General features: G+C 64.3%; 20 protein-coding genes. 7 read left to right on the top strand and 13 right to left on the bottom strand.

The features are described from left to right. Positions 1–99 precede the first annotated feature (99 nt). Both FB481_RS22425 and guaD read left to right on the top strand, forming a co-directional pair. The gene (locus tag FB481_RS22425; protein ID WP_147177931.1) at positions 100–1,329 is read left to right on the top strand and encodes an MFS transporter; all 1,230 of its coding nucleotides are present in this window, start codon (positions 100–102) and stop codon (positions 1,327–1,329) included. Positions 1,330–1,489: 160 nt separating this feature from the next. After that, positions 1,490–2,797, top strand: coding sequence for a guanine deaminase (guaD, locus tag FB481_RS22420; protein WP_147177929.1), 1,308 nt, complete (start codon positions 1,490–1,492; stop codon positions 2,795–2,797). A 187-nt stretch (positions 2,798–2,984) separates the two neighbouring features. On the opposite strand, the gene FB481_RS22415 is transcribed toward guaD, so the two are convergent. The 5 genes from FB481_RS22415 to moaA all read right to left on the bottom strand — a co-directional run bounded on the left by FB481_RS22415 (position 2,985) and on the right by moaA (position 7,931). Next, a complete protein-coding gene (locus FB481_RS22415; RefSeq protein WP_147177927.1) occupies positions 2,985–3,767 on the bottom strand; it encodes an ABC transporter ATP-binding protein in 783 nt (260 codons plus the stop codon). After that, the gene (locus FB481_RS22410) at positions 3,764–4,849 is read right to left on the bottom strand and encodes an iron ABC transporter permease (protein ID WP_218571913.1); all 1,086 of its coding nucleotides are present in this window, start codon (positions 4,847–4,849) and stop codon (positions 3,764–3,766) included. The genes FB481_RS22415 and FB481_RS22410 overlap by 4 nt, the downstream gene beginning before the upstream one ends. Continuing rightward, complete coding sequence (locus tag FB481_RS22405) at positions 4,842–5,987, bottom strand: ABC transporter substrate-binding protein (protein WP_147177925.1); 1,146 nt, start codon at positions 5,985–5,987, stop codon at positions 4,842–4,844. The genes FB481_RS22410 and FB481_RS22405 overlap by 8 nt, the downstream gene beginning before the upstream one ends. A gap of 301 nt (positions 5,988–6,288) precedes the next feature. Further along, entirely contained in the window at positions 6,289–6,738 is a 450-nt protein-coding gene (locus tag FB481_RS22400) for a PA2169 family four-helix-bundle protein (RefSeq protein WP_013791723.1), read from the bottom strand. Positions 6,739–6,935: 197 nt separating this feature from the next. Next, entirely contained in the window at positions 6,936–7,931 is a 996-nt protein-coding gene (gene moaA / locus FB481_RS22395; protein WP_147177923.1) for a GTP 3',8-cyclase MoaA, read from the bottom strand. 375 nt (positions 7,932–8,306) lie between these two features. Between moaA and FB481_RS22390 the strand changes: the two genes are divergently transcribed. Beyond that, positions 8,307–8,720 (top strand): CopD family protein, encoded by a 414-nt coding sequence (locus FB481_RS22390; RefSeq protein WP_147177921.1) that lies wholly within the window; start codon positions 8,307–8,309, stop codon positions 8,718–8,720. 44 nt (positions 8,721–8,764) lie between these two features. Here FB481_RS22390 and FB481_RS22385 read toward each other — a convergent pair whose 3' ends face one another. After that, a complete protein-coding gene (locus tag FB481_RS22385) occupies positions 8,765–9,223 on the bottom strand; it encodes a DUF2231 domain-containing protein (protein WP_013791726.1) in 459 nt (152 codons plus the stop codon). A 132-nt stretch (positions 9,224–9,355) separates the two neighbouring features. Between FB481_RS22385 and coxB the strand changes: the two genes are divergently transcribed. The 3 genes from coxB to FB481_RS22370 are packed head-to-tail and all read left to right on the top strand — an operon-like array spanning position 9,356 to position 13,151. Further along, positions 9,356–10,246, top strand: coding sequence for a cytochrome c oxidase subunit II (gene coxB / locus FB481_RS22380; protein ID WP_147177919.1), 891 nt, complete (start codon positions 9,356–9,358; stop codon positions 10,244–10,246). Beyond that, the gene (gene ctaD, locus FB481_RS22375; RefSeq protein ID WP_256662792.1) at positions 10,243–12,798 is read left to right on the top strand and encodes a cytochrome c oxidase subunit I; all 2,556 of its coding nucleotides are present in this window, start codon (positions 10,243–10,245) and stop codon (positions 12,796–12,798) included. Before coxB ends, ctaD begins: the two co-directional genes overlap by 4 nt. Then, entirely contained in the window at positions 12,798–13,151 is a 354-nt protein-coding gene (locus FB481_RS22370; RefSeq protein WP_093507643.1) for a hypothetical protein, read from the top strand. The genes ctaD and FB481_RS22370 overlap by 1 nt, the downstream gene beginning before the upstream one ends. Before the next feature lie 50 nt (positions 13,152–13,201). Here FB481_RS22370 and argR read toward each other — a convergent pair whose 3' ends face one another. The 6 genes from argR to acs all read right to left on the bottom strand — a co-directional run bounded on the left by argR (position 13,202) and on the right by acs (position 19,642). Beyond that, a complete protein-coding gene (gene argR, locus FB481_RS22365) occupies positions 13,202–14,182 on the bottom strand; it encodes a transcriptional regulator ArgR (RefSeq protein WP_147177917.1) in 981 nt (326 codons plus the stop codon). 53 nt (positions 14,183–14,235) lie between these two features. Then, positions 14,236–15,000, bottom strand: coding sequence for an ABC transporter ATP-binding protein (locus tag FB481_RS22360; RefSeq protein WP_147177915.1), 765 nt, complete (start codon positions 14,998–15,000; stop codon positions 14,236–14,238). A gap of 29 nt (positions 15,001–15,029) precedes the next feature. Then, positions 15,030–15,728: an ABC transporter permease gene (locus tag FB481_RS22355; RefSeq protein ID WP_147177913.1), complete on the bottom strand. Its 699-nt coding sequence runs from the start codon at positions 15,726–15,728 to the stop codon at positions 15,030–15,032. Between the two features lie 10 nt (positions 15,729–15,738). Continuing rightward, on the bottom strand, positions 15,739–16,428 hold the full coding sequence (locus FB481_RS22350; RefSeq protein ID WP_147177911.1) for an ABC transporter permease: 690 nt from the start codon (positions 16,426–16,428) through the stop codon (positions 15,739–15,741). 147 nt (positions 16,429–16,575) lie between these two features. Continuing rightward, entirely contained in the window at positions 16,576–17,355 is a 780-nt protein-coding gene (locus FB481_RS22345) for an ABC transporter substrate-binding protein (protein ID WP_013791734.1), read from the bottom strand. A gap of 325 nt (positions 17,356–17,680) precedes the next feature. Further along, positions 17,681–19,642, bottom strand: a complete 1,962-nt coding sequence (gene acs, locus FB481_RS22340) for an acetate--CoA ligase (RefSeq protein WP_093507631.1) — start codon at positions 19,640–19,642, stop codon at positions 17,681–17,683. 213 nt (positions 19,643–19,855) lie between these two features. Here acs and FB481_RS22335 point away from each other — a divergent pair, with 213 nt between their 5' ends. Further along, a complete protein-coding gene (locus FB481_RS22335) occupies positions 19,856–21,400 on the top strand; it encodes an EAL domain-containing protein (RefSeq protein WP_147177909.1) in 1,545 nt (514 codons plus the stop codon). A gap of 50 nt (positions 21,401–21,450) precedes the next feature. Here the strand turns inward: FB481_RS22335 and FB481_RS22330 are convergent. Further along, positions 21,451–21,720 (bottom strand): TRAP transporter large permease subunit (locus tag FB481_RS22330; protein ID WP_147177907.1); only part of this gene is annotated, 270 nt, incomplete at its 5' end.

The raw sequence follows: 21,720 nt of genomic DNA, 5'->3' as shown, positions 1-21,720 counted from the left end.
GCCCCGCGCATATGTACAGGGAACGCCGCCGCTTCGCTGGCATCCAATCGCCAGGCCAGCGCAATTGCCTGGCGCGTTTTCTTGCCGCCCGAGGTTCCCATGCAGACGTACCCATGCGCAGCGAAGCTGGATCGCCTGAATTTCTTTCTGGCTGATGTACGCGACGGGCTCGGGCCTTATCTCGCCATCTATCTGCTCTCGGTGCACAAGTGGCAGCCCGGCGATATCGGCCTGGTCATGGCCCTCGGTGGGCTGGCCGGCCTGGCGGCGCAGATTCCGGCTGGCGCCCTGGTCGACTGGGTGCGCGACAAGCGCCTGCTGGTCGCAGCCGCCTCCATTCTGGTCACCCTCGCCTGCCTGGTCACCCTGTGGCAGGCGCAATTCGCCTGGGTAGCGGTCAGCCAGATCGCCGCCGGCATGGCGTCTTCGGTGTTCGCCCCAGCGCTGGCTGGCATCACCCTGGGCATCGTCGGGCCAAAGGCCTTCACCCGGCGCATCGCCCGCAACGAATCCTTCAACCACGCCGGTAACGCCACCGCCGCGCTGCTTGCGGGTTTGTTCGCCTACCTGTGGGGACCTGTGGCGGTGTTCTACCTGATGACCGTCATGGCGATATTGAGCCTGCTGTCGGTGCTGAGCATTCCGGCGCGCGCCGTCGATGCCGACCTGGCCCGTGGCCGCGACGTCGGCGCCGCCATGACGCCGCTGCGCGAGCTGCTCACCCAACCGCCGCTGGTGCTATTGGCGCTGTGCTGTGCGCTGTTTCACCTGGCCAACGCCGCGATGCTGCCGCTGGTGGGCCAGAAGCTCGCGCTGGCCAATCCGGAGCTGGCGACCACACTGATCTCGGCCTGTATCGTCGCAGCCCAGCTGGTGATGATACCGGCGGCCATGCTGGTCGGCGCCCGCGCCGATCGCTGGGGGCGCAAGCCGCTGCTGCTGGCGGGTTTTCTGATCCTGCCGATTCGCGGCGTACTCTATACGCTGAGCGACGATCCGGTTTGGCTGGTATCCGTGCAATTGCTCGACGGCATCGGCGCCGGCCTGTTCGGCGCACTGATTCCGCTGATGGTGCGCGACCTGACACACGGCAGCGGCCATTTCAACGTCAGCCTGGCCAGCGTGAGCCTGGTGTTCGGCATCGGCGCAGCGCTGAGCAACGGCCTGGCCGGTTATGTCGCCGAGGCCAATGGCTACGACAGTGCGTTTCTGGTGCTGGCAGCGGTGGCCGGCTGCGCGGTTCTTCTACTGTTGGGCATGCCGGAAACCCTGAAGGCCGACGCGACGACGGCCGAGCCCGACGGCGCGGCGCCTCGCCCCACCCCCTGACCATCAGGTCAACATTCGTCGCAGGCGTAGTTGTCGACGCCACGCTTGTCGCGCAGAATCCCGGCTCACAGCGGCGAGCGCCCATTATCAGGGCGCTCGCCCAGTGGGCATCGCCATCCGCGAAGCCCACCCTGCTCCATCGGAATTGAATCGAGGCCCCATGTCCAACGTCCCCCACGCCTACCGCGGCGCCATCCTGCACAGCCTGGCCGACCCGGCCGAAGTCGGTATCGAGGCGTCCTACACCTATTTCGAGGACGGCATTCTGCTGGTCGAAGACGGCAAGGTGCGCGACGTGGGCCCAGCTAGCGAGCTGCTGCCGCGCCTGGCGGGCGTTGCCCTGACCCACTACGACAACGCGCTGATCACCCCGGGCTTCATCGACACCCATATCCATTTCCCGCAGACCGGCATGATCGGCGCCTACGGCGAGCAACTGCTCGACTGGTTGAATACCTACACCTTTCCGACCGAGATGCGTTTCGCCGACCAGGCCCACGCCCACCAAGTGGCCGAGGTGTTCGTCAAGGAACTGCTGCGCAATGGCACCACCACCGCGCTGGTGTTCGGCAGCGTGCACAAGCAGTCGGTGGACGCCCTCTTCGAGGTGGCCAGCACACTGGACCTGCGCATGATCGCCGGCAAGGTGCTGATGGACCGTAACGCCCCCGAGGCGCTGACCGATACGGTGGAATCCGGCTACGCCGACAGCCGTGAACTGATCGAGCGCTGGCACGGCAAGGGCCGCCTGCACTATGCGGTGACGCCGCGTTTCGCGCCGACCAGCACGCCGGAGCAACTGGCCATGGCCGGGCGCCTGCTGGGCGAATACCCGGACCTGTACCTGCACACGCACCTGTCGGAAAACCGCCAGGAGGTCGAGTGGGTCAAGGAGCTGTTCCCTGACAATGGCGGCTACCTGGACGTCTACGACAAGCACCAGCTCACCGGCCCACGCTCGGTGTTCGCCCACGCCGTGCACCTGTGCGACGCCGAATGCCAGCGCCTGGCCGAGACCGGGTCGGCGGTGGCCTTCTGCCCGACCTCCAACCTGTTTCTCGGCAGCGGCCTGTTCGACCTCAAGCGCATGGAGCAGCACAAGGTACGCGTCGGCCTGGGCACCGACATCGGCGCCGGCACCAGCTTCTCGCAACTGCGCTCGCTCAGTGAGGCCTACAAGATCATGCAGCTGCAGGGCCAGAAGCTCGATCCGTTCAAGTCGCTGTACCTGGCGACCCTGGGCAGCGCCCGAGCGCTGTATCTGGACGAGCGCATCGGCAACTTCGAGGCGGGCAAGGACGCGGACTTCGTGGTACTCGACTACCAGGCCACACCGCTGATCAACTATCGCTTACAGCAGAGTAGCAACCTGGCCGAGCGGCTGTTCGCGATAATCACCCTGGGCGATGATCGGGTGATCCGGGAGACCTTTGCGGCGGGGAACAGCGTTCATCGGCGCAATGGCTGAAAGCCGGTAGCGGTAACACTCCAGCCTTATATCTAGGCCTGCCTAAGCGGATTACATGGGATTTGAGGAGGTGAGAACAGATTGCGGGAGCGGGCCATGCCCGCGACAGCTTCGCGGGCATGGCCCGCTCCCACAGGTGTTAGTCAGCTACAGCCTGTAGCCCGGGTTGAGCGCAGCGATACCCGGGTTAGGTGCCGATCACCGACACCGGATAGATCGCGGTATAGGCGCCACCGTCCACGCTCAAGGTCCGGCAATCGACGCCATACACCGCGGCCAGATGCTCAGGAGTGAGCATTTCTTCCGTAGTACCGCAGCCGTGTACATGGCCCTGGCTGATCATCAGCGCATCGTCGGCATAACGACTGGCCAGGTTCATGTCGTGGAAGATCGCCAGGGTGACGATCTTTTCGCGGCGTGTGTAGGCGCTGACCGCCTTGAGCATGTGCAACTGGTTGGCCAGGTCCAGCGCCGAGGTCGGCTCGTCGAGCAGCAGCAGGCGTGGGCTGCGCACCAGCGCCAGGGCGAGGGAAATCATCTGCCGCTCACCGCCGGACAGCTGCCCCGGCTGCTTTTCGGCAAAGCGCTGCAGCCCCAGCAGGTCGAGCACTTCACTGGCGCGCCGCTGGCTATCGCGCTGGGTCGACCAGCCCCGCGCGCCACCGTGCTGCGCCAGCAACAGCAGCTCGTAGGTAGACAAGCGCACATCGAGGTGGGCCATGTCCTGGGCCACGTAGCCGATCAGCCGCGCCCGCAACGCCGGCTCCAGGCCGAGCAGTTGGGTACCATCGATGGTCGCCGAGCCCTCGGCACGCAGCAGCCCGCACAGCCCCTTCATGAAGGTCGATTTGCCCGCGCCGTTGGCACCGAGCAGCGCCAGGGTGCGGCCTGCCTCGGCGCGCACGGCGAAGTCACGAATGATCGGCCGGCCGTTGATGGACACGCCGTAATTCTGGCTGACGAAACTCATCGGGACGTCAACCTCCGGTCGCGCAGGATCAAGACGATAAAGAACGGCAGGCCGATCAGCGAGGTGACCATGCCGATGGGCAGCACGGCGCCCGGCACGATCAGCTTGCTGGCCAGCGACGCCAGGGTGACGAAGATGACGCCGCAGGCCAGGGTCACGCCGATGGTGAAGCGCTGATCCTCACCAACCAGCAGGCGCGCCACATGGGGCGCCACCAGACCGACGAAGCCGATGATGCCGACCACAGAGGTCACTGCACCCGCGAGCAGCGCGGCCAGTACCAGCATGCTGGTGCGCACCCGCTTGACGCGAATGCCGAATACCACAGCCTGGTCGCCAAAACTGCGCAGCGCGGTCAGCGCCCAGGCCTGCATCAGCACCAACGGCACCGCCACCAGGGCGATCACCGCGCATAGCCCGACCTTGGTCCAGGTGACGTGGAGCAGCGAGCCCATCAGCCAGAACACGATGCTCTGTAGCTGGTCGACGCTGGACACGTACTGCACCAGGCCGAGCAGCGAGCTGAACACGAAATGCACGGCGATCCCCAGCAGGGTGATGGCCTGCAGGCCGATCTGCCCGCGGGTCAGCAACAGGATCACACCGACGGTGAGCAGCGAGAACAGAAACGCATTGGCGGTGACCAGCATCTCCGCACCGAAGCCGGGCAGCCACTGGGCCAGCGACAGATTGAAGGTCAGCGCCAGCGCCGCGCCGAAGCCCGCCGCCGAGGAAATACCGAGGGTGAAGGGCTCGGCCAGCGGATTGTCGAGCACCGTCTGCATGATCAACCCGGCCAGCGCCAGACAGGTGCCGGCCAGCACCGCCATCAGGGTCATGGGCATGCGCAGTTCCCAGAGGATTACCCGCGTCGAATCATCCACCTGGTCGGGCTTGAAGAGCCCCTGCACCGCATCGGCGAAGCTAAGGGTGCCGGAGCCCACCACCAGATCGGCGATGAACGCCAGTAGCGCCACTACCAGCAGGCCGACCAGCAGCAGGCTGCGCTGCCAGACCGCGCGGGCGTAGCGCTGCTGATAGTCGCCGGCGCCGGGCGCGGCGCCCACGACCGACTCACTCAACGTGCGGCGCCTGGCTGAACAGGATAGCCGGCACGTTGCCCAGGCCGGTCATGCCCAGCAAGGTGCGGGTGCTGGCGGCAGGGTCGAGCCCGACAGCGGCCTGCGGGTAAAACGCCTGGGCCAGGTACTCGACCGCCAGAATGTTCCAGGCGCTAGCATAGAAGTGGTGGTACACGCCGTACACGCGGTTCTGCCGGGTCGCCTGCAGCTGCGCCATGCCCGGACGCTTGAGCAGTTGGGCCATGGCCTTGTCGATGGCCGGCTGCTGTACGGTCGGGCCGAAGCCGAACGGCGGCGAGATCGAGGTGCTGTCCTTGAACTGGGTGCCGCTCATCACGTAGACATCCGGCTTCTTGCTGATCACCGTCTCCAGGGTCACGTCACCGGTCACGCCCGGCAGGATCTGGCTGCCGAGGTTGTCGCCGCCGGCGGCCTGCACCAGCTTGCCCCAGTAAACCTCGCCGTGGGTGAAGCAGCAGGCGCTGGAGCCGCCCTGCCCGGCCTTGGCCTCGACGAACACCAGCGGGCGCTTGCCCTGCTCGGCCACCAGCTTGTCGACCTTGGCCAGGCGCGCCTTGTAGAAGTCCAGGTATTCGGTGGCGCGCGCTTCGCGGTTCAGCACCTTGCCGAGCAACTCGATGCTTTTCTGGCTGTGGGGCACCGGATCCAGGTCGGTGTCGACGTAGATCGCCGGAATCTTCAGGGCCGCCAGCTTGCGTTCGACACCGGCACCTTCCAACGACTTGCGCGCGCGCAGCTGGAACACCAGCAGATCGGGCTTGCCGGCCACCACCGCTTCCAGATTCATGTCGCCATCGTCACCGAACTGCATGTCGGTGGCCTTGTTGGCGCTCTTCGGCCACTGCTTCTCGAACAGCGCCCAAGTGTTGGGATCCGAGCGTTTGATGATGTTGTTCCACACCGAAATGCGCGCGAACGGGTCGTCGCGGTCGAGCAGCGCCAGGCTGAACAGGTCGCGGCCGTCCTGCAGGACGACGCGCTTGGGCTCGTGCTCGATGGTCACCTGGCGGCCCGCCAGGTCGGTAACGGTGAGCGGATAATCGGTGGCGTGCGCGGCGGCGCTGCACACCAGGCACACGAGGGCCGTGAGACGTAACACGAACGCAGGGATAGTCATCGAGGGAGCAAACCTTTTACTGCGGAGTAGAACGGAAGACAGAGAGTCGCGAAAAAAACTGAAACACAGGGTAACAAAGGTATAACGCAACGTCATTAAGAACCATTATCGATGCAAGGTTCTGCCGCTGATGATCGTTTTTTTAGATACGTCGGAGTGAGCCCGCGCGCTCTAGCTGTGCGTCGGACGCTTTCAAAGGCTGGTTCAATCAGGCCTGCGTTGACTGTTCAGGCGCCGCTCCATCGAATGCCGGGCACAAAAAAGGATGCCCGCAGGCATCCTTTTTCATTGGCAACGCTGATCAGCTGGCGCGCGCGGAGTCGCGCAATGCCTTGACCTGATCGTGGTTACGCTGCACGCCCTGCATCTGCTTCTCGAGCACCACGCGCACGTTGGCCGGCAGGTCTTTCTGCAGCGCATCGCGGTAGGCCTTCAGCGCTACGTCTTCGCCACGCTCGCACTCGTTGAGGATGGCCTCTTCGCTCTTGCCGGTCAGCAGCGACTTGAGGTCCACCCAGCCACGGTGTAGCGCGCCGGAAACGCTGGAGCTGGTTTCCGGGTCGCCGCCCAGGCCGCGGACCAGTTGCTGCAGCTCGGCGGCGGCACTGGCGCAGTCCTGCGAACGTTGGGTGAAGAAGCTCTTGAGACGCGGCTCTTTCACGTCCTCGGCACACTCGCTGAAGCCTTTCTCGCCATCTTTGCTGGTTTCGATCAGGTCATTCAGTACCGATATAACGTCTTTGTTATCCACTTTGAATCTCCTCGTCGCTTCAGAAAAAAGCCCATGTGGGCCGCTCCCTTAAGTGGAGTGAGCCCCTGTTGCGGAGGTTCAGGGCAATTTCTGACGACTCGGTCAGGCGCCGATCAGCGGACAACGAGCAAAGGCCCGCGCCGTCTAGGCGCGAACCGCTCGTCTGGATGCAGAAAACAGCTGGCAAGCGAAACGGCTTAGCCGCCGGTCATGCTCATGAAGCGAATCACCTGCACCTGCTCATCGGTTTCGAAGTGATGACGCTCGGGTTTGAGCTGCAGCGCACCGACCAGCGCCTCGCGCAGGCGCTCGCTGTCACCGGGATGGGCGCGCATCAGGCCGCGCAGATCCAAGGCGTTGTCGTGGCCCAGGCAGAGCACCAGCTTGCCTTCGGCGGTGACGCGCACGCGGTTGCAGTCGCCGCAAAAGTTGTTGCTGTGCGGCGAGATGAAGCCCACGCGGGTGTCGCTGCCGCCGACCTGCCAATAGCGTGACGGCCCACCGGTGACATGACTGCTGCGCACCAGCGCGTGACGCGTTTCGATACGTTCGCGCACCACTTCGCTGGAGCAGAAGGTCTGCTCGCGCTGGTGGCTGACCACACTCCCCAGCGGCATCTCTTCGATGAAGCTGATGTCCAAGCCGCGGGCCATGGCGTATTCGACCAGGCCCAGTACTTCGTCGTCGTTGCGCCCGGTCTGCACCACGCTGTTGAGCTTGATGCGCTTGAAGCCCGCTGCTGCCGCCGCATCGATACCGGCCAGCACCTGGTCGAGCATGTCGCGCCGGGTGAAGGCGGCAAAGCGCTCGCGCTGCAGCGAATCGAGGCTGACGTTCAACCGGGTGACGCCCGCGGCGCGCAGGTCGTTGGCCATGTGCGAAAGCTGCGAGCCGTTGGTGGTGATCGATAGATCCTCGAGCTCGGGGCGCTCGCCCAGGCGGCGCAACAGGCTCAATAGATTCTTGCGCACCAGCGGCTCGCCGCCGGTGATGCGGATGCGTTTGACGCCCAGCCCGATGAACGCTTCGGCGACGTTGTACAGCTCTTCCAGGCTGAGGATCTGCGAGCGCGGCGCGAACACCATGTCCTCGCTCATGCAGTAGGTGCAGCGGAAGTCGCAGCGATCGGTCACCGAGAGTCGCAGGTAGGTAATGCGTCGGCCGAAGGGGTCGACCAACTGCGTCGTGTGCATCTATCCGATCTCCCGGCCTCGTGGCCAGCTGGAAGTGGCTGTCGCCATGCGACAGTGAGCAGCCCGATTGGCTGCGGAAAGTGGTGCCAAGTTTACCACGCCGCCGTGGCGCCGCGCCGGTAACGGGCACACACCCTGTCGGGTCGGACAACAAAGCCCACACATTCAGTGACACAACCGGGCCTGCCTTCAGGCCCATAGCAGCACTTTTTCTGCATCGATCATCCAGCCCTCAGACCAGCAATGACGGGGCCTTCAGCACACCGAGGAGTCTGCTAATCGCTGCCCGGCACGCACGGCGGAAAGGTCGAACCGGGTTTCTCGCGCCAGGGTCACACAGGCAGACCTCAGGACGACTGGCAATGGAGGGCGCCGATGCCACTGCTCAAACTGCTGCACTTCACCGCGCTGATTGCCTGGTGCGGCACCCTGCTCTACCTGCCCGCGCTGATCGCCGCGAGCTGCCGCACGGCCTACAGCATGGAGCACCCCGGCCACCCGGAACTCAATCGCACCATTTTCACCCTGGTCGCCACGCCGGCCGCACTGCTCGCCATTGGCAGCGGCAGCGCGCTGTTCCTGCGCGATGGCACCTTCGGCATCTGGCTGGTGGCCAAGCTCACCGCCGTAGCGGTGATGGTCATCTGTCACGCGCTGTGCGGTCTGCTGATCCTGCAGTGCGAACGCCAGCCCCGCCCTGCCCTGACCATCGCCTGCGCGGCATTGGGCAGCCTCACCTTCGCGATGATGGCCGCCACCTTGTGGCTGGTGCTCGCCAAACCTTTCTGACCAGGAGCTACCCACCCATGAATGCAGGCGGGCCCCAGCCGGATCTACTCGACGTCGACACCCACGGCATGCTCATAGACCAGGCGCCCGCCCAGGTACGCGGCGATGGCGATCAACCCGGCAGTGAACAGCGACAGGTAGAACGCCCAGATCTCGAAACCTTCCTCGCCGTGGCGGTAGCGCAGCATCCAGTTCAGCGACGCCAGGGACAGCATCATCACGGCGATGATGGCGTGACACCAGGCGCTGATCTTCTGACGGATGCGCTTGACGGTCAGCAGATCGATCAGCCCGGCGATGCTGGCGATCCAGCCGCCGATCGCGCCGACACCGGCCAGCCACAGACTGGCGCGTACCCAGAACGGGTCGGTGGTCCAGAAGTAGGCGAAATCGGTGGCCACCAGGCCCAACAATGCAGCCACCGGGAAGTGGATCATCATCGGGTGCAGCGGGTGCCCGGCGATGGCGGCGCGACTGATGATCGATTCTTGTTGCTCAGCCATGGCGGCCTCCCTGTCGATTCTAGAAAAGGCCGAGTGTGGCCGACCCTAATCAAGTTGACCGCACTCGCCACAGCAGTTCCGATTATCTCGGCCTGCAGTGGTGACCAATCAATTCTGGCCCCGGCCGGCCCGGTGGCGCGTGATATCGCCCTGCTATGGTGGGCTATGTGCGGCTTTTTCAGCCTGGTGCTGGTGGTGGTCAGCGCCCTGTGGATCTACGCCATCTGGCGCAAGCCGCGCGAATATTCGGTCGATGAGGCCCGGCGCATTCAACGACGCTGGCTGATCGGTGGCGGCATCCTACTGCCGTCAATCACCATCGTTCTGCTGCTGGCGTTCGGCATTCCGGTGGGCCAGCGCACGATGCAGCTGCCGCTTCTCGGTGAACGACCGCTGCAGATCGAGGTGATCGGCCATCAGTGGTGGTGGGAGGTGCGCTACCCGGACAGCGGCGTGGTGACCGCCAACCAGTTGCACCTGCCGGCCGGGCGCCCGGTCGACATCACCGTCAGCAGCGCCGACGTGATCCACTCGTTCTGGGTGCCACGCCTGGGCGGCAAGATCGACATGATTCCCGGCCGCGAGAACCGCATACGCCTGCAGGCCGACAAGCCCGGCACTTTCCGCGGCCAGTGCACCGAATTCTGCGGCACCCAGCACAGCCACATGGTGCTCGACGTACAGGCGCACAGCGAAGAGAACTTCGCAGCCTGGCTCGATGCGCGCCGCGAGCCGCAGGTCGAAGCCATACAAGGCCCTGCCGCCGACACCTTTCTCGCCCATTGCGGCATGTGCCACCGGGTAGCCGGCGTCAGTGCCGGCAACCGTGGTCCGGACCTCACCGACCTGGCAAGCCGCCGTCATCTCGGCGCCGGCCTGCTGCCCAACGAGCCCGGCGCCACGCTGACCTGGCTAGGCGAGCACGGCCGCCTGAAACCGGGTACCGGCATGCCGCTGACCGACGACCTCGATGACGAGCACCTGCAGGCCATCGCCACCTGGCTGGAGGGCCTCGAACCATGAGCGCAAGTCACGAGAAGCAGCGCGATAGCCGCGAAACACAGTGCCGCGAAACGGCCGATGCCGATGCCCTGCACGATCAGTTCAACGAGGTATGGGGCAACCCGCGCGGCTGGCGGGCGCTGACCATCGTCAACCACACCACCCTGGGCCTGCGTTTCATGGTCACGGGCCTCGGCTTCTTCATCTTCGGCCTGTTGCTGGCGATGTTGATCCGTACCCAACTGGCGCTGCCGGGCAACGCCTTCATGGGCCCGGAGATGTACAACCAGGTGTTCACCATGCACGGCACGGTGATGATGTTCCTGTTCGCCGTGCCGATGATGGAAGGCCTGGCGGTGTACCTGCTGCCCAAGATGCTCGGTGCTCGGGACCTGGTGTTCCCGCGCCTGTCGGCGCTGGGCTACTGGTGCTACCTGTTCGGCGGGCTGATCATCTGCTCCAGCCTGCTGTTCGGCGTGGCGCCCAATGCCGGCTGGTTCATGTACACGCCGCTGTCCAGCGCTGCACACTCGCCGGGCATCAACGCCGACTTTTGGCTGCTGGGCATCACCTTCGTGGAGATTTCCGCGGTGTCGGCCGGGGTCGAGCTGGTGGTATCGATCCTGCGCACCCGCGCCGAGGGAATGGCGCTGAACAGGATGCCGATCTATGCCTGGTACATCCTGACCATGGCGATGATGATCGTCATCGGCTTTCCGCCGCTGATCCTGGGCAGCATCCTGCTGGAACTGGAACGCGCCGCCGGCCTGCCGTTCTTCGAAGTGGCGCGTGGCGGCGACACACTGCTGTGGCAGCACCTGTTCTGGCTGTTCGGCCACCCCGAGGTGTACATCATCTTCCTGCCTGCGGCCGGCATCGTCTCCACCCTGTTGCCGGTGTTCTGCGGCCGCCCACTGGTGGGCTACCGCGCCGTGGTACTGGGCGTGCTGAGCACCGGTTTCATCAGCTTCGGCCTTTGGGTGCACCACATGTTCACCGTGGGCATTCCGCAACTGGCCCAGGCGTTCTTCTCGGCGGCAAGCATGCTGGTGGCGATTCCCACGGCGATTCAGGTGTTCTCGTGGATCGCCACGCTGTGGCTCGGCAAACCGCGCTACAACGTGCCGATGCTGTGGCTGGTGGGTTTTCTGATCATCTTCGTATGCGGCGGGCTGACCGGGGTGATGCTGGCACTGGTGCCGTTCGACTGGCAGGTGCACGACACCCACTTCGTGGTCGCCCATTTCCATTACGTGCTGATCGGCGGCATGCTGTTCCCGCTGATCGCCGGCCTGTACTACTGGCTGCCGCACTTCTCCGGTCGCATGGCCTCCGAGCGTCTGGGCAAGTGGGGATTCTGGCTGGTGTTCATCGGCTTCAATATGACTTTCCTGATCATGCACTGGACCGGCCTTCTGGGCATGCCACGCCGGGTGTACACCTACGAGAGCGGCCTGGGCTGGGACATGCCCAACCTGATCTCGTCGATCGGCAGCTTCATCATGGTGATCGGCATCGCCACCCTGCTGCTCGACTTGGTGCTGCACTATCGCTATGGCAAACCCGCGGGCAACAACCCCTGGCAGGCCGACACTCTGGAATGGGCCACCGCCCTGCCACCCAACCCGTACAACTTCGTCAGCCTGGCCAAGGTCACCGACCGTCACCCGCTGTGGCGCGCCCCAGATCTAGGCGAAAGCATGGCCCGTGGCGAACATGCGCTGACGGTGATCGACCACGGCCGCCGCGAGACCTGGGGCGTCGACCCGCTGACCGGCAAGGTGCGGGAGATCATTCACCTGCCCGGCAACAGCTGGCTGCCGTTCATTGCCGCCTGTTTTATCGCGGTGCTGTGCCTGAGCCTGCTGACCAAGACCTACCTGCTGGCACTGGTCGCGTGCTTCGCCGCCATTGTGGTGCTGCTGCGCTGGAGCTGGGAAAACGGCGCCCACCCCAAGGCCGCGCCGGATGCCCGCACCCAGCCCGGCGAGCCGCCGCTGCATTCGCGTACCTGCGATGGGCCGGGCCTCTGGGGCATGGGCGTGACGCTGCTGTCCAACGGCGCGTTGTACCTGTCGCTGCTGTTCGGCTGGTTCTACCTTTGGACGGTGGCGCCGAACTGGCTGGTGCCGGATGCTCCCGTGCTCAACCACTGGCTGCTACTGGCCGCCGCCCTGCTGCTGAGCCTGGCCACGCCGTGGCACCGGCGGGTGTTGGCACGACTGCGCCAGGGTGATGCCCGCGGCTTGTTCACTTGCCAGGTCGGCCTGGCCGTGGTCGGCCTGATTCAGAGCGCTCTGCTGCTGGTCGCCTTGCTCAGCGAATCACTGGAGCCGACCGTGCGCGCCCATGATGCAGTGATCTTCGTGATGCTCGCCTACAGCCTCGGCCATGCCCTGCTCGCCAGCATCCTCAGTATGCTGCAGGCATTGCGTATACGCATCGGCTACGTCAGCGGCGAGTCGCCCTACGAGCCGCTGGTGGTCGCCCAGCTGTGGGGCTACAACCTCGGCGTGCTGTGGGTCAGCTACTTCGCCATCGCCCTGTTCCCACCTGCTTTCGGAGGCGCCTGATGCAAAGCCTGCGTTCGCTTTACAACCCGATCCATATGGCCAGCGGGCTGAGCATCTGGAGCCTGTGGTTCGTGGCCCTGTATGGCGGCCAGGGCGTCGGCTGCTCGGTGGCGCCGCCGCCAATTGAGGACGGCCCGTGGACCTGGCTGAACCTGGCCCTGGGCACGCTTTCGCTCTGTACGGCTGCCGTGCTGCTGGGCCTGGCGCGCCTGTTCCAGCTTGCTGCCAGGCGGCCACACTGCAGCGAACGCGAACGCTTCGTCGCCAGCGTCTCCGCTGCCGGCCACCTGATCGCGGCCATCGCCGTAATGTTTATCGCTCTGCCGGTCCTGGTACTGCCGCCCTGCGCCTGACGGCGCGAGATTAAAGCCGCATCCAGCGAGGTGACGGTCAGGGCGACCGATTACCCGCGCTCGGCAGGCGCCGAGGTCAGTTCAAAGGGGCTGTTGCTGCGCCGCTGATTACGGTCTTCGCGCGGCGTGGCGCCGAAGAAGTTGCGGTAGGCGCTGGAGAAATGCGGCCCCGAGGAAAAACCGCAGGACAGGCCGATCTGGATAATCGATTTGCTGGTCTGCATCAGCAGTTGGCGGGCCTTGTTAAGGCGCAGCTCCAGATAGTACTGGCTGGGCACGCGGTTCAGGTATTGCTTGAAGATGCGTTCCAGCTGGCGACGCGACACGCACACGTGCTGGGCGATCTCGTCGGTGGTCAGCGGCTCCTCGATGTTGGCCTCCATCAGCAGCACCGCCTGGGTCAGCTTGGGGTGGCTGGAGCCAAGACGATTCTGCAGCGGAATGCGCTGGCGCTCGCCACCTTCACGGATGCGCTCGACCACCAATTCTTCTGACACCGCCCCAGCCAGCTCGGCGCCGTGGTCGCGGGCCAGCAGGGCCAGCAGCATGTCCATCACCGCCATGCCGCCACAGGCGGTGAGGCGGTCACGATCCCAGTCGAACAGGTGGCTGGTGGCGATCACCTTGGGGAAGCGCTCGGCGAAGTCGTCCTGCCAGCGCCAGTGCACGGAAGCCCGATAGCCATCGAGCAGCCCCAGTTGCGCCAGCGGATAGACACCGGCCGACACCGCGCCAATGCAGCAGCCGTTGCGCGCTACCTGCTTGAGTGCGGTGGCCAGCGCCGGCGCCACGGCGGTCGGTGGCTCATCGGCAAGCAGGAACAGCTTGCGGTAGCCTTCCAGGCCTGCCGTCCAGGAGCTGCCCGGCAGGCGCCAGGCGCCTTCGCTGGGCTCCTCGGCCTGCAGGAACGACACCTCGTAGACCACCTCCGGATGGACGCGCTGGGCGACGCTCAGTGCCTCTTCCGCCAGCGCCAGGGTCAGGGGCTTGGTGGAGGGCCAAAGCAGGAAGCCGATTCGGGGGGCAGTCATGATGGGCAGGTTGGGCTCTGAAGGCAGTGATAGGTCAGGGATGATAACGCCAACTACTTGAGGCTGCCGCTGAGGAACTGTTGCAGCCGTTGAGACTGCGGATTGGCCAGCACCTCGCGCGGATCGCCACGCTCCTCCACCAGACCCTGATGCAGGAACAGCAGCTGATTGGACACTTCGCGGGCAAAGCCCATCTCGTGGGTGACCACCACCATGGTACGCCCTTCATCGGCCAGGTCGCGCATCACCTTGAGCACGTCGCCGACCAGCTCGGGGTCCAGCGCCGACGTCGGCTCGTCGAACAGCATCACCTCCGGCTCCATGGCCAGGGCCCGGGCGATCGCCACGCGCTGCTGCTCGCCGCCACTCATATGGGCGGGGTAAGCGGTCTTGCGATGGGCCACGCCGACCTTGTGCAAATAGTGCTCGGCCTTGTCGCGAGCCTCGGCCTTGCCCATGCCCAACACGTGCACCGGCGCCTCCATGACGTTTTCCAGCACGTTCATGTGCGACCACAGGTTGAAGTGCTGAAACACCATGGACAGCCGCGAGCGCAAGCGCTGCAGCTGCTTGTCGTCGGCGGCTCGCAGGGCGCCGTCCTTGCCGGGCACCAGCTTGAGCGCCTCGCCATTGAGCAGGATTTGCCCGGCGTGGGGCTGCTCGAGCAGGTTGATGCAGCGCAGGAAGGTGCTCTTGCCCGAACCACTGGAGCCGATGATACTGATCACGTCACCGGCCTTGGCCGCCAGCGACACGCCCTTGAGCACCTCGTGGCTGCCATAGCGCTTGTGCAGGTCCGTCACTTCGAGCTTGTACATGCTTTTCACTCTTTCAGAAGTCCGTGGGCTCAGGAACGCCGCGGCGCCAGGTAGGCCAGCCAGCGACGCTCGGCCAGCTTGAACAGGCGCACCAGGATGAAGGTCAGGCACAGGTAGAACAGGCCGGCGGTGATGAACGCCTCGAACGGCAGGTAGTACTGGGAGCTGACGGTGCGCGCCGCGCCGGTGATGTCGATCAGGGTGACGATCGACGCCAGGCTGGTGGTGTGCAGCATCATGATCACTTCGTTGCTGTATTGCGGCAGTGCGCGGCGCAACGCCGACGGCAGGAGGATGCGGCGGTACAACTTGGTCCGCGACATGCCCATGGCCTTGGCCGCCTCGATCTCGCCATGAGGCGTGGCTTTCAGGCTGCCGGCAAGAATCTCGGCGCTGTAGGCGCTGGTATTGATGGCGAACGCCACGCAGGCGCAGAAGGTGGCGTTGGACAGGTACGGCCACAGCACGCTCTCGCGCACCGCCTCGAACTGGGCCAGGCCGTAATAGACCAGAAACAGCTGCACCAGCATCGGTGTGCCGCGAATCACGTAGGTGTACAGCCAGGCCGGCCCGTTGATCCAGAGCGAACGCGAGGTGCGCATCAGCGCCAGCGGAATGGCCAACAGCAAGCCGAAGAACAGCGCGATGGCCAGCAGCTTGAGGGTCACCAGCACGCCGCCGAAATACAGCGGCAGGCTGTCCCAGATGACGGTGTAATCGAAAATCATCGTGCGGCCCTCACAGTTCGGCAGCCTTGGTGCCGACCGAGTAGCGTTTTTCCAGATAACGCAGGGCCAGCAGCGAGACGCTGGTGATCAGCAGGTACAGACCGGCCACCGCCAGGTAGAAGGTGAAGGGCTCGCGAGTGGCGTCGGCGGCACTCTTGGCCTTGAACATCATGTCCTGCAGGCCGACCACCGAAATCAGCGCGGTGGCCTTGGTGAGCACCAGCCAGTTATTGGTGAAGCCCGGAATGGCGAAGCGGATCATCTGCGGCACCAGAATGCGCATGAACACCTGAAAGCCGCTCATGCCGTACGCTGCGCCCGCCTCCGCCTGGCCCTTGGGGATGGCCATGAAAGCACCGCGAAAGGTCTCGGACAGATAGGCCCCGAAGATGAAGCCCATGGTGAACACGCCGGCGATGAAGGGGTTGATGTCGATGTAGTCGTCATAGCCGAGCATCGGCGCGACCCGGTTCACCATGTCCTGGCCGCCGTAGAAGATCAGCAGGATCAGTACCAGGTCGGGAATGCCGCGGATCACCGTCGAATAGGTTTCCCCCAGCACCGCCAGCCAGCGCACCGGCGACAACCGAAACGCCGCGCCGATCAGGCCGAGCACGATCGCCACCGCCATCGAGGTCAAGGCCAGAATCAGGGTGAGCCAGGCGCCCTCGATAATGGACGAGCCGTAGCCGTTGAGCATCCGCTTACCTCATGCGTGCGCCCGCAGGCGCCGGAAATGCAACGCAAAAGTGGCACACGCCGAGCGTCAGCGTGTGCCACCTCCTGCAAGAAATCACGATCGCTGGAGCCTGCTTGAACAACGCAGGCCCGCTTCAGCAGTCGTGTCTTACTTGCCGTAGACGTCGAAGCTGAAGTACTTGTCCTGAATGGCCTTGTACTTGCCGTTGGCGCGGATCGCCAGGATCGCGGCGCTGATCTTGTCAGCCAGCGCCTTGTCGCCCTTGCGCACGGCGATGCCCTGGCCTTCGCCGAAGTACTTCTCTTCGGTGAAGTCCGGGCCCACGAAGGCGAAGCCCTTGCCGGCGTCGGTTTTCAGGAAGCCGTCTTCGATATTCACCGAGTCGGCGATGGTGCCGTCCAGGCGGCCGGCGCTCAGGTCCAGGAACACTTCGTTCTGCGAGCTGTAGCGCACGATCTCGGCACCGGCCGGCGCGAAGACGTCGGTGGCGTAGCGGTCATACACGGAGGAGCGTTGTACGCCGATCTTCTTGCCCTTGAGGTCGGTGGCCACGTCGTTCATCACCGCGCCGCTCTTCATCGCCAGCTTGGCAGGCGTGGCGTAGTACTTGCCGGTGAAGTCCACGGCGCGCTTGCGCTCTTCGGTGATCGACATCGACGACAGCACGGCGTCGAACTTGCGTACTTTCAGGGCTGGGATCAGGCCGTCGAACTCCTGCTCGATCCACTTGCACTCGACCTTCATTTCTTCACACAGGGCCACGCCGATGTCGTAGTCGAAGCCGGTGATGTTGCCGTCCGGAGTTTTGTAGGCGAACGGCGGGTAAGCCGCTTCGATACCGATGCGCAGCGCCTTGGCTTCCTGGGCCATGGTCAGCGGCGACAGCAGGGATAGTGCCAGCGCGCCGAGCAGTGCGATCTTTTTCATTGGGGAAACTCCTGACTGGGATGGGGTTTCACTGGCCGCAGGGCGGGTAAGCCGGGCCATGGAGAAATGACGTCGCCAGCGTAATGCAAGGCTGCGGGCGGCGCACGGGAGTGCGGCATTCTAGCGATAGCGCGGCAGGCGATATTTCCAAGATGCGACAACTAATTACAGAACCCAGAGACCGGCCGCCTACGCATCTTGACAGAACAAAAAACAGACAATCCTGACCAGCCAGTTCACTTACTGGTTCAATCCGAGGGGCAGAAAAGCAGACGCCCCACTCGGACAAGCCGACGTGGGGCGCTGGGGTGTAGCGCAACTCAGATTAGGCGCAGGCGCTCTGCATCGACTTGTGGGTATCGATCAGGTGCTGCACCACGCCCGGGTCGGCCAGGGTGGAAATGTCACCCAGGCTGTCGTACTCGGAGGTGGCGATCTTGCGCAGGATACGGCGCATGATCTTGCCCGAGCGGGTCTTCGGCAGGCCCGGCGCCCACTGGATCACGTCCGGCGTGGCGATCGGGCCGATCTCCTTGCGTACCCAGGCCTTGAGCTCCTGACGCAATTGCTCGGACGGCTCCTGGCCCTGGTTCAGAGTCACGTAGACGTAGATGCCCTGCCCCTTGATATCGTGCGGCACGCCCACTACCGCCGCCTCGGCGACTTTCGGGTGGGCGACCATGGCGCTCTCCACCTCGGCGGTACCCATGCGGTGGCCAGAGACGTTAAGCACGTCATCGACACGGCCGGTGATCCACCAGTAGCCATCTTCGTCGCGGCGCGCGCCGTCACCGGTGAAGTACATGCCCTTGAAGGTCTTGAAATAGGTGTCGACGAAGCGGTCATGGTCGCCGTACAGGCTGCGCGACTGGCCCGGCCAGGAATCGAGGATCACCAGGTTGCCTTCGGTGGCGCCCTCGAGAATGTTACCCAGGTTATCGACCAGCGCCGGCACCACGCCGAAGAACGGACGGGTCGCCGAGCCCGGCTTGAGCGCCGTGGCCCCCGGCAGCGGGCTGATCAGGATGCCGCCGGTTTCGGTCTGCCACCAGGTGTCGACGATCGGGCAACGCTCCTTGCCGACGTTGCGGTAGTACCAGTCCCAGGCTTCCGGGTTGATCGGCTCGCCGACCGAGCCGAGCAGACGCAGGCTGGAGCCATCGGCACCGGCCACGGCCGCTTCGCCCTGGGCCATCATGGCGCGGATGGCGGTCGGCGCGGTGTAGAGGATGTTGACCTTGTGCTTGTCGATGACCTTCGACACGCGGGTCACGTCCGGGTAATTGGGGATACCTTCGAACAGCAGCGTGGTCGCGCCGTTGGCCAGCGGGCCGTAGACAATGTAGCTGTGGCCGGTGACCCAGCCCACGTCGGCGGTGCACCAGTAGACATCGCCCGGCTTGTAGTCGAACACCCGCTCATGGGTCAACGCGGCGTACAGCAGGTAGCCGCCAGTGGTGTGCAGCACGCCTTTCGGTTTGCCGGTGGAGCCGGAGGTGTAGAGGATGAACAGCGCTTCCTCGGCGCCCATTTCCTTCGGCGCGCAGACGCTGCCGGCCACCTTCATCAGGTCCTCGAACCAGATGTCGCGGTGCTGGTTCCACTTGATCTCGGAGCCGGTGCGCTGCACCACGATGACCTTCTGGATGCTGCGCGTCTCGGGGTTGGTCAGGGCGTCGTCGACGTTGGCCTTGAGCGGAATCTTCTTGCCGCCGCGCAGGCCTTCGTCCGCGGTGATCACCACCTTGGACTGGCAATCGATGATGCGCCCGGCCAGGGCTTCCGGCGAGAAGCCGCCGAATACCACGGAGTGGATGGCGCCGATGCGCGCGCAGGCCAGCATGGCGACCACGGCTTCGGGAATCATCGGCATGTAGATGGTCACCACGTCGCCGCGATGCACGTCCTGGCCACGCAGGGCGTTGGCGAACTTGCACACCTGCTCGTGCAGCTGGCGGTAGGTGATTTCCTTGTGCTCGGACGGATCGTCGCCTTCCCAGATGATCGCGACCTGGTCGCCGCGCTCTGCCAGGTGGCGATCCAGGCAGTTGTAGGACACATTGAGCGTGCCGTCGGCGAACCACTTGATGTCGACGTGGTGATCGTCGAAGGAGGTCTGTTTGACCTTGGTAAAGGGTTTGATCCAGTCGAGGCGCTGCGCCTGTTCGCGCCAGAAGCCATCCGGGTTGATCACGGACTGCTGGTACATGGCTTTGTAGGTGGCTTCGTCGGTCAGCGAATTGGCCGCCACCTCGGGGCGCACGGGATAAAGGGACGCAGCACTCATTGAATCACCTCGGTTATTGATGTTGTTCTTCTATATCTACCTTTGTAACCATCGCGCCCGCCGCCAACCATTCGACCATGGTCTTAACGGCAGCCAGGCCACAAGCACGCTAGGCGAAATTGCACACGGCGACAATTGCGAGAAGCAGCGAGCATTCTTGTTGTACGACTTCCGCTAGACTCTGCAAAGCCACTCTGGATTCTTCTACCTCCCATGCCCCTCTCCACCCTGCGCAAGCGCGGACGTACGCTGCGCCTGAGCACCTCGCTGGCGGTCGCGGCGCTGCCTTTGCTGCTTGGTATTCCCCTGATGTATTGGCAGGCTGCCACGCTGTTGCAGAACCGTGCCGAAAAGAGCGCTACCGATACCCGCACGCAACTTGAGCACATGCTCGACGATGCCGCTAGAGTTGCCGACGTAGTGCTGCCGATTGCCGGGCAACCCTGCGAGAACGTAGTCCAGACACTCCGCAGCCAGATGACCATCAGCCCCTTTTCGCGCTCGGTCAATCTGGTCACCGACGGCCTGATCTACTGCACCTCACTGCTCGGCGCCTATGAAAAAACCGAGGACACCGCCAGCTACGCCAAGGGGCAGCTCAGGCTGATGGCCGGCAACGTGGTCACTCCGGATCGCGCCGTGCTGGTCTATCGCCAGACCGACGACCAGCATGGCGTGCTGATCGGAATCGACGGCCAGCACCTGATCAACCTGCTGCAGATCAATGGCCAAGAGGTTTCCTTGCAGATCGCCGTGGGTCAGAACTGGATTTCCGCTGACGGCCATGTGACTAACGCGCCAACCCCGGCAACCAGCGACTACAGCACCGAGGTCGCTTCCTCGCGCTACCCGTTCAAGGTGACTGCTGGCTATCCGCCGGGCGTTACCCTGCACTACATGCAGGCGCACTATCAGCCGCAGTGGCTGCTGTTCCTCATTCTCGGCGTACTGGCAGGCATCGGCACCTATCGCCTCAGCCTGCGCGCCAGCTCGCCTGGCACTGCGCTCAAGCGTGCTCTGGAGGCGGACCAATTCATCCCCTATTACCAGCCGGTGATAGACGCCGAAACCGGCACCTGGGACGGGGTCGAAACCCTGATGCGCTGGCAACATCCAGGCGAAGGCCTGGTGCCGCCGAATCAATTCATCCCCCTGGCCGAGCGTTTGGGCCTGATCGTACCAATGACCCGCGCGCTGATGCGCCATATCCGCGAGGACTTCGCGGGTCGCGCTGAGCAGTTGCCGAAGGGGTTTCATGTCGGCATCAACATCACCGCAGCGCACTGCCAGGACCTGCAGCTGGCCGAGGAATGCCGCGAGTTTCTGGCGGCCTTCGGGCCGGGGCAAATCACCCTGGTGCTCGAGCTGACCGAACGGCAGATGATCCCACCCACCGCGATCACTGCGCAGCTGTTCACCGAGCTGCGCGAACTGGGCGTGCGCATCGCCATCGACGATTTCGGCACTGGCCATTCGAGCCTGGCCTATCTGCGAGAATTTCGCATCGACATTCTGAAGATCGACCGCAGCTTCATTTCCATGCTCGACTCACACTCGCTGTCCCGCCATCTGCTGGACAACATCCTCGACCTGGCCACTCGCCTGCAGCTGGACCTGGTCGCTGAAGGCGTGGAAAACCCCGAGCAGGTCCAGTACCTGAGACAACGCGGCGTGCGCTTTCTGCAGGGTTTCCACTTCGCCCGACCAATGCCCGCCGCGCCGCTGTTCGATACGCTACGCACGCCGCCGACGGTGTAGAACCAGGAAGCCCGGCTCTAGGCCGGGCTTCGTCTAGCGTCTGGCGACTATCAGTTCATACCCAGCCAGTTCGGCAGCGCCAGGGAAATGAACGGCACGTACGTCACCAGGATCAGGAACGCCAGCATCACCAGCAACCACGGCGATACGGCGCGCACCGTGCGGGTCAGCGGCATGCCGGTAACTGCCGAGGTGACGAACAGGTTGAGCCCGGTCGGCGGTGTGATCAGGCCGATTTCCATGTTCACCACCATGATGATACCCAGGTGGATCGGATCGATGCCCAGCTGCATGGCGATCGGGAACAGGATCGGCGCCAG

The sequence above is a fragment of the Pseudomonas sp. AG1028 genome, from assembly GCF_007993955.1.
Classification (GTDB): domain Bacteria; phylum Pseudomonadota; class Gammaproteobacteria; order Pseudomonadales; family Pseudomonadaceae; genus Aquipseudomonas; species Aquipseudomonas straminea.
The sequence above is the reverse complement of the archived record's forward strand: the minus strand, read 5'-3'. Positions and strand labels throughout refer to the sequence as shown.

Bases quoted from the DNA above. Each gene is read 5' to 3' on its own strand.
- FB481_RS22355 (WP_147177913.1), bottom strand. From the start codon at position 15,728: ATGATTTTCGATTACACCGTCATCTGGGACAGCCTGCCGCTGTATTTC.
- argR (WP_147177917.1), bottom strand. From the start codon at position 14,182: ATGACTGCCCCCCGAATCGGCTTCCTGCTTTGGCCCTCCACCAAGCCC.
- guaD (WP_147177929.1), top strand. From the start codon at position 1,490: ATGTCCAACGTCCCCCACGCCTACCGCGGCGCCATCCTGCACAGCCTG.
- moaA (WP_147177923.1), bottom strand. From the start codon at position 7,931: ATGCACACGACGCAGTTGGTCGACCCCTTCGGCCGACGCATTACCTAC.
- FB481_RS22335 (WP_147177909.1), top strand. From the start codon at position 19,856: ATGCCCCTCTCCACCCTGCGCAAGCGCGGACGTACGCTGCGCCTGAGC.
- FB481_RS22350 (WP_147177911.1), bottom strand. From the start codon at position 16,428: ATGCTCAACGGCTACGGCTCGTCCATTATCGAGGGCGCCTGGCTCACC.
- FB481_RS22360 (WP_147177915.1), bottom strand. From the start codon at position 15,000: ATGTACAAGCTCGAAGTGACGGACCTGCACAAGCGCTATGGCAGCCAC.
- FB481_RS22385 (WP_013791726.1), bottom strand. From the start codon at position 9,223: ATGGCTGAGCAACAAGAATCGATCATCAGTCGCGCCGCCATCGCCGGG.
- acs (WP_093507631.1), bottom strand. From the start codon at position 19,642: ATGAGTGCTGCGTCCCTTTATCCCGTGCGCCCCGAGGTGGCGGCCAAT.
- FB481_RS22345 (WP_013791734.1), bottom strand. From the start codon at position 17,355: ATGAAAAAGATCGCACTGCTCGGCGCGCTGGCACTATCCCTGCTGTCG.
- ctaD (WP_256662792.1), top strand. From the start codon at position 10,243: ATGAGCGCAAGTCACGAGAAGCAGCGCGATAGCCGCGAAACACAGTGC.
- FB481_RS22390 (WP_147177921.1), top strand. From the start codon at position 8,307: ATGCCACTGCTCAAACTGCTGCACTTCACCGCGCTGATTGCCTGGTGC.
- FB481_RS22370 (WP_093507643.1), top strand. From the start codon at position 12,798: ATGCAAAGCCTGCGTTCGCTTTACAACCCGATCCATATGGCCAGCGGG.
- FB481_RS22405 (WP_147177925.1), bottom strand. From the start codon at position 5,987: ATGACTATCCCTGCGTTCGTGTTACGTCTCACGGCCCTCGTGTGCCTG.
- FB481_RS22425 (WP_147177931.1), top strand. From the start codon at position 100: ATGCAGACGTACCCATGCGCAGCGAAGCTGGATCGCCTGAATTTCTTT.
- FB481_RS22415 (WP_147177927.1), bottom strand. From the start codon at position 3,767: ATGAGTTTCGTCAGCCAGAATTACGGCGTGTCCATCAACGGCCGGCCG.